The organism is Cumulibacter soli (assembly GCF_004382795.1).
Taxonomy (GTDB): domain Bacteria; phylum Actinomycetota; class Actinomycetes; order Mycobacteriales; family Antricoccaceae; genus Cumulibacter; species Cumulibacter soli.
On the sequence record NZ_SMSG01000003.1, the window covers coordinates 49205 to 65054 of the forward strand.

A 15850-nucleotide genomic window follows, 5' to 3' on the forward strand; every position below is an offset into this window, starting at 1 on the left:
GGCACCGCTCCGAGCGAAAGAAGTCCGATCCGTGTCAGCACGCACCGAGCAGTCCGCACCACTCGCCGATCTCGCGCAGGCATGGCGTTCGCTGCCTATCCTGCAGCAGCCGGTCTGGGCAGATCAGAACCTCCTGCAGCAGACGCTGCACACGTTGGAGTCGGTGCCGCCCATCGTGGCTCCGGCGGAGGTTGATCAACTCACGGGGACGTTGGCCGAGGTGTGTGAAGGGCGCGCGTTCCTCCTGCAAGGCGGCGACTGCGCGGAAACCTTCGACAACAACACCGAGCCGCACCTGCGTGACACCACGCGCACGCTGCTGCAGATGGCCGTCGTGCTTACGTACGGCGCTGGAACTCCGGTTGTCAAGATTGGCCGGATGGCTGGGCAGTACGCGAAACCGCGCTCGTCGGATCGTGATTCGCTCGGCCTGCTGAGCTACCGCGGTGACATGGTCAATTCGATTGATGCAGACGAACGCGCCCGTGAGGCAGACGCCGGTCGGCTGCTGCGTGCGTACGCCAACTCCGCGGCCGCGATGAACATGATTCGTGCCTACGCCAATGGGGGACTGGCCGATCTCACTGCAGTGCACGACTGGAATCGAGACTTCGTGCGGAACTCCCCGGCGGGAGAACGGTTCGAGCAGATCGCTACCGAGATCGACCGCGCGCTGGGCTTCATGGCGGCGTGCGGGGTGGACGACGATGCATTGCGTCGAGTCGATCTGTACTCCTCACACGAGGCGCTGATCCTGGAGTACGAACAGGCGCTGACCCGCGTGGAGGACGACGCGCGTCCGTTTGCGCTGTCCGGACATATGGTGTGGATCGGTGAGCGAACCCGGCAACTCGACGGCGCGCACGTGGAGTACTTTTCCCGCATCGCAAACCCGATTGGCGTCAAGATTGGGCCGGGCGCGAGCGCGGACGACGTGATCGCGCTCGCTGACAAGCTGAACCCACGCAATACGCCAGGTCGACTGACCTTGATCACTCGCATGGGCAACGGGAACGTGCGTGACGCGTTACCGCCGCTGGTCGAGAAGATCACCGAAGAGGGTCGCAAGGTCGTGTGGCAGTGCGATCCGATGCACGGCAATACGCACGAGTCCTCCAACGGCTACAAGACCCGGCATTTCGACCGCATCCTAGACGAGGTCATGGGTTTCTTTGAGGTGCATCGCGGACTGGGCACGCACCCCGGTGGCATCCACGTCGAACTCACTGGCGAGCCGGTCACCGAATGCCTCGGCGGCGCCGAAGATCTTTCGGATGCAGACCTCGCGGGCCGCTACGAGACGGCGTGCGATCCGCGTCTGAACACCACTCAGTCGTTGGAATTGGCGTTTCTGGTCGCCGAGATGCTCCGCGACTAGACCCTGCGACGGAGCGCGCGTACCGGAAACAGTGGGCCAGGTTTACGGTAGGCCGCGACACGACAGGGCCGGATCGTCGCGTGAACGCAATCCGAAACTGCCTCGGATCCGGGTGCTATGTTTAGCGCACTTTGTGGCGGGCTATCAGTCAACCTGGATGCCCCACCGTTGTGAGGGGCGATGAGTATGGACTCGACGTTCCGAGTGCCCGGCGGCGACCCGAATACTACGGAGGGGCGCAGTGATTCTGAGCCGCTGATTGCCTCCACCATCGGTATCGAACTTGATGGCGCCGAGACGCCGAGCGAAAAGAAGAGCGCCTGGATGCGGTTCGCATCGATTGTGCTCACGGTCGCCATTTTGTACCTGGTGTTCTTTGTGGTGCTGCCGAGTATCGCCAGTTATGAAGACATCTGGGACGCCATCAGTTCGATGAGTGTCGCTGCAGCGATCGCGCTGATCGTCGGTGGTCTCCTGCTGATCGCGGTGACTGGGCTACAACTGGCGGCGGCGCTCGAGGGTCTGCGGTTCCTCCCGGCTGTCATCACCCAGCCGATGTCATCGGCTATAGGGGCGATCGTGCCGGGCGGGGCGATCGCCTCGCGCGCGGTGTTTCTGCGCCCGTTCGGTGTCGAGCCCGCGACGTACGCGCGTACGTATGCGGCCTCCGCGTTCTCGGTGACGTCCTGCGTGCTGGTGATGCCGTCGGTCGGGCTGATCATCTTTTTGCTCGCGTCGCAGTCGCCGGATGCCCGCGATATGCGGACACTAGCGCTCATCGCCGCGCTGGTCGCGTTGGTCATCGCCGCGGTAATGCTCGTGATGGTCAGTAGCGCTGCAGTGTGCCGGTGGGTGGCGCGCACCGGCACCGCGATCGTCGCGAAGTCGGCGTGGTTGTCCGGGAAACTGCAGGCATCCGGGTGGGAAGTGGCGGTCGCGCAGTGGCGTGAGGACACGGTACAAATCGTGCGGGAGCGGCGATGGCGACTGGGTGCCTCGGTCCTGGCCGCCTATTGGGGCAATGGTGCCCTGATGATCGCGTGTATGTACGCGTGTGGACTGCCGTACTCCGCGATGAGCATCCTCATCGGGCTAGCGACGTGGAGTTTGGCGCGGTTGCTGCTGGCCGTACCGCTGACGCCCGGCGGCGTTGGCGTGTTGGAACTCGGGTACGCGGCCGTGTTCACCGCGATGGTCGCCGACGTTTTTGACGAGAGCGTGGTGGCAGGTGTGCTGCTGTACCGCGCGCTGACGTACGTCCTGCCGATCTTCCTTGGTGGTGTGTTGATCCTGATCACGCGCCTACGCGGTACCCGAGAGCGGCCGCATCACCGTGATGCTGAGCAATAGGTTGCGCCGATGATGAGCGCGGATCAGCGTGTGACTGAACCAAAGAGTCGCGTCGCGTTCGTACTTGGCGGCGGAGGAGTTCTTGGCTCGTGCGAGGTCGGGATGTTGCGCGCTTTACTCGAGCGCGATATCCGACCGGATCTGGTGCTGGGTACGTCGATCGGTGCGATCAACGGAGCGATGATTGCGGCCGACCCTAGCGTGTCGACGATCACCGGTATGACGGAGCTGTGGCAGCAGATCGGCGGTGGATCCGTCTTCGGCGAATCGTTCCTCGCCCAGGTGCGCAACCTGGTGCGCAACCGTACCTACCTGTACGGCTCTGATCCGCTACGCGCCATGCTCATCGACCACTTCGGCGATCGGCGCATTGAAAGTCTCGCGGTGCCGTTTAACTGCGTCGCGGCCGGTATCGAGACCTCGGCAGAACGATGGTTTACCGAGGGACCGATCGTGCCGGCACTGCTGGCCAGCAGTGCCGTACCCGGGTTGTTCGCCTCTGTGGAAATCGACGGCGTGCATTACCTGGACGGGGGACTGGTCGACAGCATCCCAGTAGCCCGCGCGATCGCGCTCGGGGCTCAGGAGGTCTACGTGCTGCAGGTCGGTCGGATCGAGACACCGTTGAGTCCGCCGCGCCGGCCGTGGGAGGTCGCGACGGTCGCGTTCGAGATAGCGCGTCGGCACCGGTTCGCCACAACGATGGCCGGCCTGTCCGACGAACATCGGGTGCACGTGTTGCCGACCGGCGCGCCGGTACCCACAGGAGTGCGTCAGCAACTGAAGTTTCGGGACTTCTCCGTCGTCCCGCGACGAATTGACGCGGCGTACGACGCGACCGCGCGTTATCTCGATTCGGCGGAGCGCAGATGAGAGTGCCACCGAAGTGGGTACGGCGGCCAATCGCCTACCTCACGATCTACTTGTTGTTCGCCATCACTGTGCTCGCCTCGCCGGTGTTGGTGATCGCGGCGGTGATCGCCTCGTACCGCATGCCTGGTCGCTGGCGCGCGTTGCGGCTGTTTGGGTTCGCGATGACCGGACTGTTCGTGGAAGCGGTCGCCGTGTTGGTGGCCGGAATTCTCTGGCTTGCCAGCGGATGTGGCTTCGCCTTACGGTCACCGCGGTTCCAGCGTGCGCACTACGCCGTGTTGCGTTGGGCATTGGCGACTCTGATCGCATCCGCGAAACGGCTGTTTCATCTGGAAGTCGAGATCGAAGGCCCGGATCCGGCCTCCGAGGCCGCCTTGCCTCCCGACCGCCCGATGCTGGTGCTGTGCCGGCACGCCGGGCCTGGCGATAGTTTGCTGGTGATGGATGCACTGCTGAGCCAGGCGCGTCGGCGTCCCCGTGTCGTGCTGAAGGACACGATGCAACTCGATCCGACAGTGGACCTCTACCTGAACCGGTTACCGGCGAAGTTCGTCAACCCGAATCCCGGTGAGGGCGAGAACATGACCGACGGGATCGCGGCGCTCGCGCGCGATATGGGCAGGGACGACGCGCTGCTGATCTTTCCGGAGGGCGGGAATTTCACCCCGAAACGCCGCGAGCGCGCGATTCGACGGTTGCGCGAAGCCGGCCGCACCGAGGCAGCTGAACTGGCCATGTCGATGCGCCATGTACTTCCGCCGCGGCCGGCCGGCGTCAGCGCCGCGCTGGATGCGGCGCCTACCGCAGACGCTGTGTTCGTGGCCCATACCGGCCTCGATCACATGGCGACGGTCGCGGACATCTGGGCCGAATTACCACAGGACAAAGTGCTGCGGTCGCGCTGGCGGGTAGACGCCGCTGAGGGGATCGGGCGCACGGAGGACGAGCGAGTGCGCTGGCTGAACGAGCACTGGATCGACCTCGACGAGTGGATCGACGCCAAGAACGCGTGATCACCGGTTCCGCCGCTAACGCGCATAGTGAATGGCTAGTGTGACCGATGTGATCGGAACCTTCGCGCGACGTGTTAGCACTCGGATCGTTGCCGACCTCCGACCGGCCACGGGGGCACCGGTATGGGCGCAGACGGCGCTCGTTGCATCGATTCGTCAGGTCGCTTTCTGGGCAACTGCAGCATGGCAAGTGCTGATGGTGATCGTGTGTGCTGTGTCGGTCGGCGTGGACGGTGCGTTCCTGATCGCCGCAAACGTGTGCCTCGCCGTTCTTGCGCTGACGGCGCTCCACACCAGTGTGCCCGACGAGTTGATACCGATTGCGTTGATGGCACTCGGTCTGTGGTCGTACACATCGGCGACCGACATCGAGTCGACTCTGACGTTCGCTGCTAGTTGGCAAGTAAATGTCGCATCGTGCGTAGCGAGTTTGATTATTCTGCGCCGCTATCTATTGCCGCTGATCGTCACGTGCTCGGGCGCGGTCGCCCTCACGCTCGCCGTGGTACATCCTGACTGGGGCGCGCATCTACCCGTATCAATTGTGTTTACGCAGACCGTGATTGTTGTCGTGGTGCGGTGGGGGCTACCGGAGTTGCTTGCTGTGGCAACGGAGGCCGACACCGCGTCCGGGCGCGCTGAGGGTGCAACTCGAGGGGCGCGTCTGGCTCGGCACATCAGCGCGCGTATCGCTGAGCAATCGAGGCTCGTGCACGATACGGCGATCAACACGCTCGGCGCGATTGCGAATGGCGGTGCGTCGGTTATTGACGCTGGCCGAGTGCGCGAGCAGTGCGCTCGTGACGTTGAGGAGTTGCAGGCGCTGCGTGATGCGCAAGGGAGATCAAAATCGCGTCATCTCATCGAGATTTTCGAACACACGCGAATGCCGATCCGCCGCAGCGGATTGGATGACGATGCGCTGGAGCGCCTGTCGGCTCAACTATCGCCGACCACGATCGGCGCCATCCTCGGATGTGTGCGCGAAGCGATCACGAACGCGGCCAAGCACTCTGGCGCCGATAGCGTCACTGTCGACGTACGTATCGTCGATGCCAAGGCCATCGTGTCAGTGTTGGACGAAGGAGTCGGATTTCGGCTTCCCGAGCCCGCTGGACGCGGGATCGAGCGCTCGATCCGGGAGCGCGCCCGTGACGGCGGAATCGATGCTGAGGTAACCAGCCAACTGGGTCGTGGAACAAGGGTGACGCTCACCGTGTCGACGGCAGCGCCCAGCAGCGCACCGGCGGCGTACACGCGTGCGGAACTTGAGTCCGCGATGAACACCGTGCACAAAAGAGCTGGTCTGCTGTGGGCGTTCGGTGTCACTGCGGTCGGCGTGGCATTGACCATCAACGGTGGCGCGAGCGGGTATCAAGCGCATTACGCGATGCTTGCGCTGATGCTTCTCGCCTGCGCGATCGCTGCTATGCCGGCAATGCTGCGTGTTCCACGCATCCAATCAACCGTGCTGACTATCATCGCCTGCGCCGTGTTCTTCCTCTCGCAGGCAGCTACGTCCTTCGGTACTGAGGGCGCGGTCCATGCCCAGGCTCTCGCCGCCACGGGGCCGTTCGTAGTCATGCTGTCGCTACGGCCACCGCGCGTCGTGGTCCGCTGGGGATTCGGATTATGGGCACTAGTGGCAGCCACGATGTGCCTTGTTGCAATGGTGGGTGGTATCGGATCCGCTCCGATCGTCGCAGTTGCCGCGTTCGTTGGCGTTGGTTTCTGCGTCGTGTGGTCAATCTTCCAATCGGTGGTTGAGGACGTCAGCCACGGTGCTTGGGGCGACCAACAGCGGGCGTTCGCCGCGAGTATGAGTGCTGAACTCGCGCGCGCCTCGCAGCAGACTTATCGACGGTGGCTGGATGCCGGGTTGGAGACGACTATGGCATTGCTGCGTCAAATCGCAGATGGTCGTCGCGATCCGTCCGAACCGGCGGTCGCGGCGCGCTGCGCGGACGAAGAACGGTATCTGCGACAACTCCTTCAGATCAGCCCCGAACTGGCGCATCTGGGCCGACAACTTATCGCGAGCCTGCGTTACGCGCGAACCCGCGGCGTGCGATTTGTGCTGCGCCTTGGTGATGTCGACGCCCCAGATGATGTCGCCGCACGAGAGATCGCGACGGTTGTGTTCGACGGCATCGCCGCTACTGCGCCCGGCGATCGATTGACGGTGACGGTGCTACCGGTCAGCGGTGGCGTGCAATTGACGATGACCGGGTCCGCGCTCCCGATGCCGGCCATGCCGGGGCGCGCGTGCCGGCATCGCCGTCTGGAGTCGATCGATGTCGTGGAGATTGCCTTTGTCGAAGGCGAATTTCACGGAGCTGTCGCGGTTGTGGCCTGAGCCGCTACGAGGTCATGTACAGGATCCATCCGGTGCCCATCAAGACCACGCTGACCGCGGTCAACCGCACCTCCCATGGGCCGGGATCATCGAGTTCGCCGCTGATTATCTTGCCCAGGTTGCGCAGTAGGGCCAGCGTGGTGAGCCCCGCGAGCATGACCAGGATGAGTCCGATGCCCGCCAGTCGATGGGTGGTACCGCCGACGGTGAACACCACGAAACACACCATGCTGCCTAGCCAGCCGATGCCGAGTACGGCGGCGGTCATCCGCCAGTTGGACGACAAAGGCACCTCGTCGGGCATCATGCTCACTTTCATCGTGTGTGGGTATCGGGGCGGGCCGGGTTCATCGCACCTGCCACGCGGCAGGCCGGAGGTCGCTACGGTGCACTGTGCCGCGCTCGAGGATCCAGTCGATCAGCAGATCACGCACTCGTTGTTGATTGTTGTATAGCGGAGGATTTCCTGCCGTACCCGGGAAACCGCCGCCGCCCGACGCGCGGTAATTGCTCATCGCGACCACGACGTGCTCATCACCTCGAACCGGCTCACCGTCGATACGTAGCCCACTGATGCGCGACCCGACCGGTGCCATCGGGTCGATCTCGTACGCCACGTCGTGATCTGCCGACCCGAGCGAATCGACGTTGTACGCCGGCACATCCCAGTCACCGAAACCGCGCGCATTGTGCTCAAGGTAGGCGAGTAGGTCATCACCGCTGAGTTCGACGGCGTGCAGTTCGTTCTCGAACGGGTAGATCCGACTCACGTCGCGGATACTGATCGGGCCACGCCCCAATCCACCGTGTTCGGCGAACAGGGCCGTCACCGACAGCACCCGCCGAGGCCGCTCACCTCGTTCGCGCAGTGCGCGCCGTACGACGGTGGACTGCACCACGTTCACCAGATCGAGGGCCGCCGACGGCCCGATCGTGGCGGGCGCCGCCTCGATCGGTTCGGCAGCTTCGCCTATGCGGCGCGCGGTGTAGGCACGGGTCCGTTCGTGCGCGGCCTGCAGCGGCGCGATGAACGCAGCGTCCGGCTTGACCTCGGCGACCGGCAGGCTACGCGGTACGCCGCCCAGCACCTTGACGCGTCCGTCCGGACCGCGACGTAGCCGCAGATCGATCCGGCCGAGTCGGCGACCGAAACACAGCGGCTCGACGTACGGCACCTCGGTGCCGGTCGCCGCACAGGTCAGCTGGCCGACCTTCTCGACGTGCTGGTGACCGAGGAATATGGCGTCGATACCGGGCACCTCGCGGATGAGCCGCGCCGTGTCGTTCTCGGGCCACGGCAGCGTATCGCCGTACGTCGAGGACGGACCCAGTCCAGCGTGCGATAGCACCACGACGACATCGGCGGCGTCTGCACGCAGCGCTTGCACCTGCTCGGCCGCCGACTCGACGAGCCCATCGACGGTCACCCTGCCATCCAGGTGCGCGTGGTCCCAGATCGCCGAACCAGGCGTACTGAGGCCGAGGACACCGACGCGCACTTCGCCGAACTCGCCCAACTCGAGGGTGCGCGTCATGCGCGAGCAGACGCCGTGCGCGCCGGTGATGTTCGCGGCGAGGAGCGGAAACTCACAGGATTCGGCGTACCGGCGCAGATGGTCTAGACCGAAGTTGAATTCGTGGTTGCCCACGCTGGCTGCCGTGACGTCGAGCGTGTTCAGCGCGGTGGCCATTGGATGCGGCACGTGTTGTTCCCGCGCGGCCAGCGACATCAGCGGGGTGCCTTCGATCGTGTCGCCGACGTCGAACAGCAGCGCTGCGGGGTCTTCTCGCCGGATCTGCCGCAGCAGGGTGGCAATGCGGGCCAGGCTGCCGGGCTCGGCGGGCGGAGCATCGGTGAGGTAATCCCACTCCAACGCGCGACCGTGCACGTCACTGACGGCGAGCAGCGTCAGCGTCCGCTCCTGATGCAGCATCGATGGCCTCGAGGTTGTGGGGTATGCGTCATGTCACTCCGCAGATGCGACAGACTTCCACATCCTGGGAACGTGAGGTAAAACTGCTGGTCTGCGGTAGTCCCCGCGCCGGATAAGCGTATCGTTAGTCGGGCTGCGTCCGGCCGGTGAACGTGAGGTATGGCATCACCGGGTCGCTGATGCACGCCAATAGCGCTAGTTTCAATCAGTTGGCACTCGCGCCACTGCACCCAACGCACACCCAGTGTGCTGAGCCCTAGCCGGTGTACACCGGCACGGTCCACCGCCCCAACAGGAGGTTCGGCTGACGATGAAGATCGTCGTACTCGCGAAGCAGGTGCCCGATTCGGGCAACCCCCGCACGCTTAATGAAAGTGACAAGACCGTCGACCGCGCCAACGCGGACCTCGTCCTGAACGAGATGGACGAGTACGCAATCGAAGAGGCCCTCAAAATGAAAGAGGCCTTCGATGGCGAGGTGACCGTGCTGTCGGTGGGACCCGCGTCCGCGACCGACACGGTCCGCAAGGCGCTGCAGATGGGCGCTGACAAGGGCGTACTGGTCACCGACGACGCCATTGCCGGCTCGGACGCCGTAGGCACCGCGAAGGTGCTCGCCGCTGCGCTGGGCAAGCTCGAGTGGGACCTCGTCCTGGCAGGTGCGGAGTCGACCGACGGTCGGGTCTCGGCCATGCCGGCGTTGCTCGCCGAACTGACCGGCGCCACCCAGTTGACCGGTGCCCGCAGCATCGGCATCGATGACGACACGGTCACCATCGAGCGTCAGATCGACGGCGGCTTCGAGGTCGTCCAGGGTCAGATGCCCGCGATCATCTCGGTGTGGGACACCATCAACGAGCCGCGTTACCCGTCGTTCAAGGGCATCATGGCCGCGAAGAAGAAGCCGATCGACGAGCTCACCCTCGCCGATGTCGGCGTCGACGCGAGCGAAGTTGGTCTGTCTAACTCGTGGACGCAGGTCGTTGACGCATCGCCGCGCCCGCCGCGTCAGGCCGGCGAAAAGGTCGACGACGAGGGCGACGGCGGCCAGAAGCTCGTTGCGTACCTCGTGAGCCAGAAGCTCGTCTAGGCAAGGAAGAGAGAAACGACATGGCTGAAGTACTTGTTGTCGTCGAAGCCGCCGACGGGCAGCTGAAGAAGACCACCTCCGAACTGCTGACCGGCGCTCGCGCGCTCGGCGAACCGTCGGCCGTCGTGTTCGGCCCCGCCGGTACCACCGACGCGATCGCCGGTGCGCTCGCCGAGGCCGGCGCTGAGAAGATCTACGCCGCCGAGAGCGACGAGGTCGTCGGCTACTCGGTCGCCCCGAAGGCCGAGGTGCTCGCGCAGCTCGTGGCAGAGAAGTCCCCGGCGGGCGTTCTGCTGCTGTCGAACATGGAAGGCAAAGAGGTCGCCGCGCGCCTGGCGCTGAAGACCGGTAACGGCTTCCTGACCGATGCGGTCGACATCAATGCCGACGGTTCGGTCGCGCAGTCGATCTTCGCCGGCGGCATGAACGTCACTTCGAAGGTCACCACGTCGGTCGCGATCATTACCGTTCGCCCGAGCTCGATCGCCGCGGTTGCCCAGGCGGGCGCCGGTGCACGTGAGGACGTCGCCGTCGCGCTGTCGGACAACGCTCGCAAGTCGGCGATCCTGGACCGGATCGAAGAGTCCACCGGTTCGCGCCCGGACCTGACCGAGGCCGACATCATCGTATCCGGCGGTCGCGGTGTCGCCTCTGCCGAGAACTTCGCGGTCATCGAGGCGTTCGCCGACTCGATGGGGGCAGCCGTCGGCGCCTCGCGTGCCGCGGTCGACTCGGGCTTCTACCCGCACCAGTTCCAGGTCGGCCAGACCGGTAAGACGGTCTCGCCGCAGCTGTACGTCGCGTGCGGCATCTCCGGAGCGATCCAGCACCGCGCGGGCATGCAGACCTCGAAGACCATCGTCGCGGTCAACAAAGACCCCGAGGCGCCGATCTTCGAACTCGCCGATTTCGGCGTCGTGGGCGACCTGTTCAGCGTCGTGCCGCAGGCGACCGAAGCGGTCAACGCGCGCAAGTAGGTCCAAGTAACACCGCCAACGGCGGCCGTACCCTCGGGTGCGGCCGCCGTTCGCATTCTCACCCGTCGGCCCCTCGCGCCGGTCGTCGGTGGTCAGGGGGCGGTTGAGCTCAGCCGGGCTTGCGGCAACTGAAGATGACTGTGCCGGGCACCAGAGCGCCTCGTTGTGGGGACCACTGGCCCCAGACGATATCCCGCCCCGGCGTCCACTCCGGCTCGATGAGGTCCTCCAGGACGAATCCCGCGCCGATGATGTCGCGGACGCGGCCACTCATCGTGCGGTGGGTTTCGACGTACGTCGCGCGTCCACTGGTGTCGAGTTCGACGTAGGCATTCGGATCGAAGTACGACGTACGGACCGTAAGGTCGGCCGGATCGGGGGAGTCCGGCAGCGCCCACCGGATCGGATGGTTCGTGGAGAATACGAACAGCCCACCCGGTCGCAGGACCCGGAACGCCTCCTGCATTACCAACTCCGGACGTGCGACGAACGCGATCGCGCCGAACGAGGACACCGCTAGGTCGAACACTCCCGAAGCGAACGGGATCGCTGTCGCGTCCGCCTGCACCAGTGGTACGTCGATGCCGGTGCGGTCGTTGGCAGCCAGGGCGTGCCGCAGCATTCCGCCGGAGAGGTCGAACGCTACGGGGCGTGCGCCCTGGCGAGCCAGCCATCGAGCGACCGGTGCGGACCCGCAGCCGAGTTCCAGGGCGAGGGCTCCGCGCAACTGCTCGGCGGCGCCCAGCAGTCGCGCCTCGGTTTCGCGCAAGCCCTCCGGGCACCACAAGAGATCTACATCGCCGATATCAGAGGCATGTTCGCGTAGGTAGTCGTCGGCATCGATGTCCCACCAGTGCCGCGCGGCACGTCGAGCTTCGGCCGGGTCGGCCGGCCGTTGAGTCACCCCGTTGAGTCGACCGAGACCACTCGGCGGCGTTAGAGTCATGGCACCACCCTAAAGTGGGTGAGCATGTTGTGAGGCAGGGCACCGACGGCCTGATATAGCAGGCTAGCCCTGCGGCGACAACTTGCGTACCATGAGGGTGCGCTATGGGTCTGCGCTGCCTCGGTATGGAGCAGGCCGTGCTCGACTCGCTTCGTCGTATTCGCGCGAACCTCATGATCGGTGTCGGTTCGTGCTCCGGATCAGCGGTGTGGGTCGCCAAAGACCTCTAACGCACCCGCCAGTATCCATGTCCGGAGCAACCTTCTACATGACCGCTACCACCGAGAGCGCTACGACCCCCCAGGTCGCCATCAACGACATCGGCTCGGCTGAGGACTTCCTCGCCGCCGTCGACGCCACCATCAAGTACTTCAACGACGGAGACATCGTCTCCGGCACGATCGTCAAGGTCGATCGCGACGAAGTCCTGCTGGACATCGGTTACAAGACCGAAGGCGTCATCCCCTCCCGTGAGTTGTCCATCAAGCACGACGTTGACCCCAATGAGGTCGTCGAGGTTGGTGATGAGGTCGAGGCTCTGGTCCTGCAGAAGGAGGACAAGGAAGGCCGCCTGATCCTGTCGAAGAAGCGCGCGCAGTACGAGCGTGCCTGGGGCAAGATCGAAGAGCTCAAGGAGGCCGACGAGCCCGTCAAGGGCACCGTTATCGAGGTCGTCAAGGGCGGCCTGATTCTGGACATCGGCCTGCGCGGCTTCCTGCCCGCGTCGCTGGTCGAAATGCGTCGCGTGCGCGATCTGCAGCCGTACGTCGGCCGCGAGATCGAGGCCAAGATCATCGAGCTCGACAAGAACCGCAACAACGTTGTGCTGTCGCGTCGCGCATTCCTCGAGCAGACCCAGTCCGAGGTTCGCAGCGAGTTCCTGCACCAGTTGCAGAAGGGCCAGGTCCGCAAGGGCGTCGTGTCCTCGATCGTCAACTTCGGTGCGTTCGTCGACCTCGGTGGCGTCGACGGGCTGGTGCACGTCTCCGAACTGTCCTGGAAGCACATCGATCACCCGTCCGAGGTCGTCGAGGTTGGCAACGAGGTCACCGTTGAGGTGCTCGAAGTTGACCTGGACCGCGAGCGCGTATCGCTGTCGCTGAAGGCGACTCAGGAAGATCCGTGGCGTCAGTTCGCCCGTACTCACCAGATCGGCCACGTCGTACCGGGCAAGGTCACCAAGCTCGTTCCGTTCGGCGCGTTCGTTCGCGTCGAGGACGGCATCGAGGGTCTGGTGCACATCTCCGAGTTGGCCGAGCGCCACGTCGAGATCCCGGAGCAGGTCGCCCAGGTCGGCGACGAGATCATGGTCAAGGTCATCGACATCGATCTGGATCGTCGTCGGATCAGCCTCTCGCTGAAGCAGGCCAACGAGGTCGAGGGCGGCGACAAGCCGGAATTCCACCCCGAGGCCTACGGCATGGAAGCCAAGTACGACGCCGAGGGCAACTACATCTACCCCGAAGGCTTCGACGCCGAGACCCAGGAATGGCTGCCCGGCTACGACAAGCAGCGTGAGGACTGGGAGCGTGAGTACGCCGCGGCCCAGGCCCGTTACGAGGCTCACGTTCGCCAGATCGAGGCCGCTCGTGAGGCTGACGCCCAGGCTGCGGTTGAGCAGGGTGCCGGTACCGGCGGATCGTTCTCGTCGAACAACGAGGGTGGCTCCGGTACCCTCGCCTCGGACGAGGCGCTGGCCGCGCTGCGCGAGAAGCTGGCCGGTGGCGAGTAACCGCTAGTACATATGAGTAGAGCCCCAACCCGAAAGGGTTGGGGCTCTACTCATATGTGGCTTTTCGTGTGAGCAGCCAATGTGGCCCGTGGGGCCAATCGGACAACTCCTCAGAGCGACATGATCAGTGCGATCGCGGGTCGGGGCTGCTGGCCTGCTTGACGCAGCCACGCGAATGAGTGACGCGAGCGCGAGAAGGTGAACATGTGCCACCAGCGGCGCTGCCGGGCGTACATCGCGTAGAAGTCACGTGCAGCAGGCAGTTCCCGACAATAGATACGGTCACCGCGACCGTACCTATGGCGGCCTGCCCGCTCGTGCGGAAGGGCGTGTCGCGACATCGGAACTCCACGTCTGCGGATGGAAATACTGGACAGCATCTAGAGTAGGCATGACGCGCGGCGCAAGCGTGCCTAACACGCCGTGTCGCCTCACTGGTTACAAACTGTTATCTTCCGTCACGCTGAGCATGTCGCGTAACACTGGCATCGTACGTCGCCTGAGTCACGCGAGTAACAGCCGTTACGGGAATGGATGCGTGGAGGATCCTTGCTGACTCTGGGATTGACCGGCGGTATCGGCTCGGGCAAAAGTGCCGCGAGTACCGTGCTGAACGAACTGGGCGCGACGATCGTGGACGCCGACAAGATCGCCCGCGAGGTCGTCGAGCCGGGCACCGATGGTCTGCGGCGGGTCGCGGAGGCTTTCGGGGATCAGGTGCTTGACAGCGATGGGTCGCTGAATCGTCCGGCGCTTGCTCAGATCGTCTTTAACGATGAGCAGGCCCGGCAGACGCTGAACGGAATAGTGCATCCGTTGGTGCGCGGCCGTAGCGAGCAGATCGTGGCTGCCGCCGGGGACGATGCGATTGTCGTGCACGATATTCCGCTGCTAGCCGAAGGCACGATGGCGCCGTCCTTCCATCTCGTGCTCATCGTCGCGACGCCGCAAGAGGTCCGCCTGGAACGGCTGAGTACCCACCGCGGTATGGACCGTGCGGACGCCCTAGCTCGGATCAAGGCCCAGGCCACCGAAGAACAGCGACTGGCGATCGCTGATGTCGTGCTCGACAACGCCGGCAGTCCACAAGAACTGCGCGAGCAGATTGAGCAGGTGTACGCCGATCGGCTCACGCCGTACGCCGATGCGCTGGCCGCCGGCCGTTCGGCAGCCTCACGAGTAAATGCGAGGGACGGTGCCGTCGCGCGTGAGTACGCACGATTGGCCTGGGCGCTCGGGCAACTGGATACCACCGTCGAGCAACACACCGGCGGTGATGCACCTGCGATCGTCCGTGGCGCAACGGCAGAGATCCGCTCAGCATTGAACCGCGCCGGCTGGTTCGGCGATGCGGAATTAGCCCCGGCCGACCCCGGCGGCGTCCTGCGTGTCAATATCGTGGACGAACCACGCTGACCTAATGGAAAACAGATGGGTCCTAGGCGGGTACTGTTGCGTCAGAGCGCGTGAGACCGTGCAGGGCAGAGACGCAGATATCGAAGGGCAGTTCCCGTGACAGGAAACCTCACCACCGCTAAAAAGGTCGCTTCCGTGATCGGGATCGGCGCCGTACTGTTCGGTGGCGTCGCCTGCAGTAAGACCGTGGACGGCAAGGCGAGCGCCGCGCCGGTTGAGCAGACCTCAGAGAGTTCGTCGACCGAAAGCACCGAGTCGACGGAATCGACCGAATCCACAGAGTCGACCAGCGAGTCGACCTCGGGCACCGGAACCGATGAGAATGTTCCGGCTAAGGCGCCCGAGGAGCCGTACCTCTACGAAAACGGGGTCAGCGTCAAGATCGAGAAGATTGCAGATGATCCGAAGGCTGACGAACGCTCAACGATTGGCGATGAGGTCGCCATGATCATTCCGTTCTCGGTCGACAACAAGTCGGACACCACACTCGACTACTCATCGACCGAATACGACGCCGATATCGAATGCGACAACGGGGATTCTCCGTACATCTTCGCGGTGGAGACGCCGGACGGATCCGATGACGACTTGACCGTTCCCGCTGGGGAGACGGCGGAGTTCATGCTCTCGTTCGCGCTTGTCCCCGATAACCAGGGACAGACCTGCACCATCGAGCTTCCATTCGAGGCCGAGGGAGTCTCGAGCGATGCGATCGACACCGCCACGTTCACGATGGTCCTGGAATAACTGGAAAAGCAGCGAATCAGCAGTCGCATTGACGGGAA

The 15850-nt window shown here is 64.3% G+C and carries 14 protein-coding genes; 11 read left to right on the forward strand and 3 right to left on the reverse strand.

Features of this window, described 5'->3' with window-relative positions:
• The first annotated feature begins 31 nt into the window (after nt 1-31).
• The 5 genes from E1H16_RS06995 to E1H16_RS07015 all read left to right on the forward strand — a co-directional run bounded on the left by E1H16_RS06995 (nt 32) and on the right by E1H16_RS07015 (nt 6970).
• The gene (locus E1H16_RS06995; protein WP_134323005.1) at nt 32-1378 is read left to right on the forward strand and encodes a class II 3-deoxy-7-phosphoheptulonate synthase; all 1347 of its coding nucleotides are present in this window, start codon (nt 32-34) and stop codon (nt 1376-1378) included.
• Between the two features lie 186 nt (nt 1379-1564).
• Nucleotides 1565-2728, forward strand: coding sequence for a lysylphosphatidylglycerol synthase transmembrane domain-containing protein (locus E1H16_RS07000; RefSeq protein ID WP_166741655.1), 1164 nt, complete (start codon nt 1565-1567; stop codon nt 2726-2728).
• 30 nt (nt 2729-2758) lie between these two features.
• Nucleotides 2759-3601, forward strand: a complete 843-nt coding sequence (locus E1H16_RS07005) for a patatin-like phospholipase family protein (protein WP_208378908.1) — start codon at nt 2759-2761, stop codon at nt 3599-3601.
• The gene (locus E1H16_RS07010; protein WP_134323007.1) at nt 3598-4614 is read left to right on the forward strand and encodes a 1-acyl-sn-glycerol-3-phosphate acyltransferase; all 1017 of its coding nucleotides are present in this window, start codon (nt 3598-3600) and stop codon (nt 4612-4614) included. The genes E1H16_RS07005 and E1H16_RS07010 overlap by 4 nt, the downstream gene beginning before the upstream one ends.
• A 31-nt stretch (nt 4615-4645) precedes the next feature.
• Nucleotides 4646-6970: a sensor histidine kinase gene (locus E1H16_RS07015; RefSeq protein ID WP_134323008.1), complete on the forward strand. Its 2325-nt coding sequence runs from the start codon at nt 4646-4648 to the stop codon at nt 6968-6970.
• A gap of 4 nt (nt 6971-6974) precedes the next feature.
• On the opposite strand, the gene E1H16_RS07020 is transcribed toward E1H16_RS07015, so the two are convergent.
• Nucleotides 6975-7283: a hypothetical protein gene (locus tag E1H16_RS07020; protein WP_134323009.1), complete on the reverse strand. Its 309-nt coding sequence runs from the start codon at nt 7281-7283 to the stop codon at nt 6975-6977.
• A gap of 34 nt (nt 7284-7317) precedes the next feature.
• Nucleotides 7318-8904 carry a bifunctional metallophosphatase/5'-nucleotidase gene (locus E1H16_RS07025; RefSeq protein ID WP_134323010.1) on the reverse strand — a complete coding sequence of 529 codons (1587 nt, stop codon included), beginning with the start codon at nt 8902-8904 and terminating at the stop codon, nt 7318-7320.
• A gap of 310 nt (nt 8905-9214) precedes the next feature.
• On the opposite strand from E1H16_RS07025, the gene E1H16_RS07030 reads away from it, so the two are divergent.
• Together E1H16_RS07030 and E1H16_RS07035 are read left to right on the forward strand one after the other, a co-directional pair.
• A complete protein-coding gene (locus tag E1H16_RS07030; protein WP_134323011.1) occupies nt 9215-9994 on the forward strand; it encodes an electron transfer flavoprotein subunit beta/FixA family protein in 780 nt (259 codons plus the stop codon).
• 20 nt (nt 9995-10014) lie between these two features.
• Nucleotides 10015-10971 carry an electron transfer flavoprotein subunit alpha/FixB family protein gene (locus E1H16_RS07035; protein ID WP_134323012.1) on the forward strand — a complete coding sequence of 319 codons (957 nt, stop codon included), beginning with the start codon at nt 10015-10017 and terminating at the stop codon, nt 10969-10971.
• A 109-nt stretch (nt 10972-11080) separates the two neighbouring features.
• On the opposite strand, the gene E1H16_RS07040 is transcribed toward E1H16_RS07035, so the two are convergent.
• On the reverse strand, nt 11081-11917 hold the full coding sequence (locus tag E1H16_RS07040; protein ID WP_134323013.1) for a class I SAM-dependent methyltransferase: 837 nt from the start codon (nt 11915-11917) through the stop codon (nt 11081-11083).
• Between the two features lie 104 nt (nt 11918-12021).
• Between E1H16_RS07040 and E1H16_RS18900 the strand changes: the two genes are divergently transcribed.
• The 4 genes from E1H16_RS18900 (at nt 12022) to E1H16_RS07055 (ending at nt 15812) form a co-directional block, all read left to right on the forward strand.
• Nucleotides 12022-12147: a hypothetical protein gene (locus E1H16_RS18900; RefSeq protein WP_279586361.1), complete on the forward strand. Its 126-nt coding sequence runs from the start codon at nt 12022-12024 to the stop codon at nt 12145-12147.
• A 38-nt stretch (nt 12148-12185) separates the two neighbouring features.
• The gene (rpsA, locus tag E1H16_RS07045; RefSeq protein ID WP_134323014.1) at nt 12186-13649 is read left to right on the forward strand and encodes a 30S ribosomal protein S1; all 1464 of its coding nucleotides are present in this window, start codon (nt 12186-12188) and stop codon (nt 13647-13649) included.
• 549 nt (nt 13650-14198) lie between these two features.
• The gene (gene coaE / locus E1H16_RS07050; RefSeq protein ID WP_166741656.1) at nt 14199-15065 is read left to right on the forward strand and encodes a dephospho-CoA kinase; all 867 of its coding nucleotides are present in this window, start codon (nt 14199-14201) and stop codon (nt 15063-15065) included.
• A gap of 96 nt (nt 15066-15161) precedes the next feature.
• On the forward strand, nt 15162-15812 hold the full coding sequence (locus E1H16_RS07055) for a hypothetical protein (RefSeq protein WP_134323016.1): 651 nt from the start codon (nt 15162-15164) through the stop codon (nt 15810-15812).
• Nucleotides 15813-15850: the final 38 nt, after the last annotated feature.

Excerpts from the sequence above, each read along its gene's own strand:
- E1H16_RS07000 (WP_166741655.1), top strand. The coding sequence starts at position 1,565 with ATGGACTCGACGTTCCGAGTGCCCGGCGGCGACCCGAATACTACGGAG.
- E1H16_RS07010 (WP_134323007.1), top strand. The coding sequence starts at position 3,598 with ATGAGAGTGCCACCGAAGTGGGTACGGCGGCCAATCGCCTACCTCACG.
- E1H16_RS07015 (WP_134323008.1), top strand. The coding sequence starts at position 4,646 with ATGGCTAGTGTGACCGATGTGATCGGAACCTTCGCGCGACGTGTTAGC.
- E1H16_RS07025 (WP_134323010.1), bottom strand. The coding sequence starts at position 8,904 with ATGCTGCATCAGGAGCGGACGCTGACGCTGCTCGCCGTCAGTGACGTG.
- E1H16_RS07030 (WP_134323011.1), top strand. The coding sequence starts at position 9,215 with ATGAAGATCGTCGTACTCGCGAAGCAGGTGCCCGATTCGGGCAACCCC.
- E1H16_RS07035 (WP_134323012.1), top strand. The coding sequence starts at position 10,015 with ATGGCTGAAGTACTTGTTGTCGTCGAAGCCGCCGACGGGCAGCTGAAG.
- E1H16_RS07040 (WP_134323013.1), bottom strand. The coding sequence starts at position 11,917 with ATGACTCTAACGCCGCCGAGTGGTCTCGGTCGACTCAACGGGGTGACT.
- E1H16_RS18900 (WP_279586361.1), top strand. The coding sequence starts at position 12,022 with ATGGGTCTGCGCTGCCTCGGTATGGAGCAGGCCGTGCTCGACTCGCTT.
- rpsA (WP_134323014.1), top strand. The coding sequence starts at position 12,186 with ATGACCGCTACCACCGAGAGCGCTACGACCCCCCAGGTCGCCATCAAC.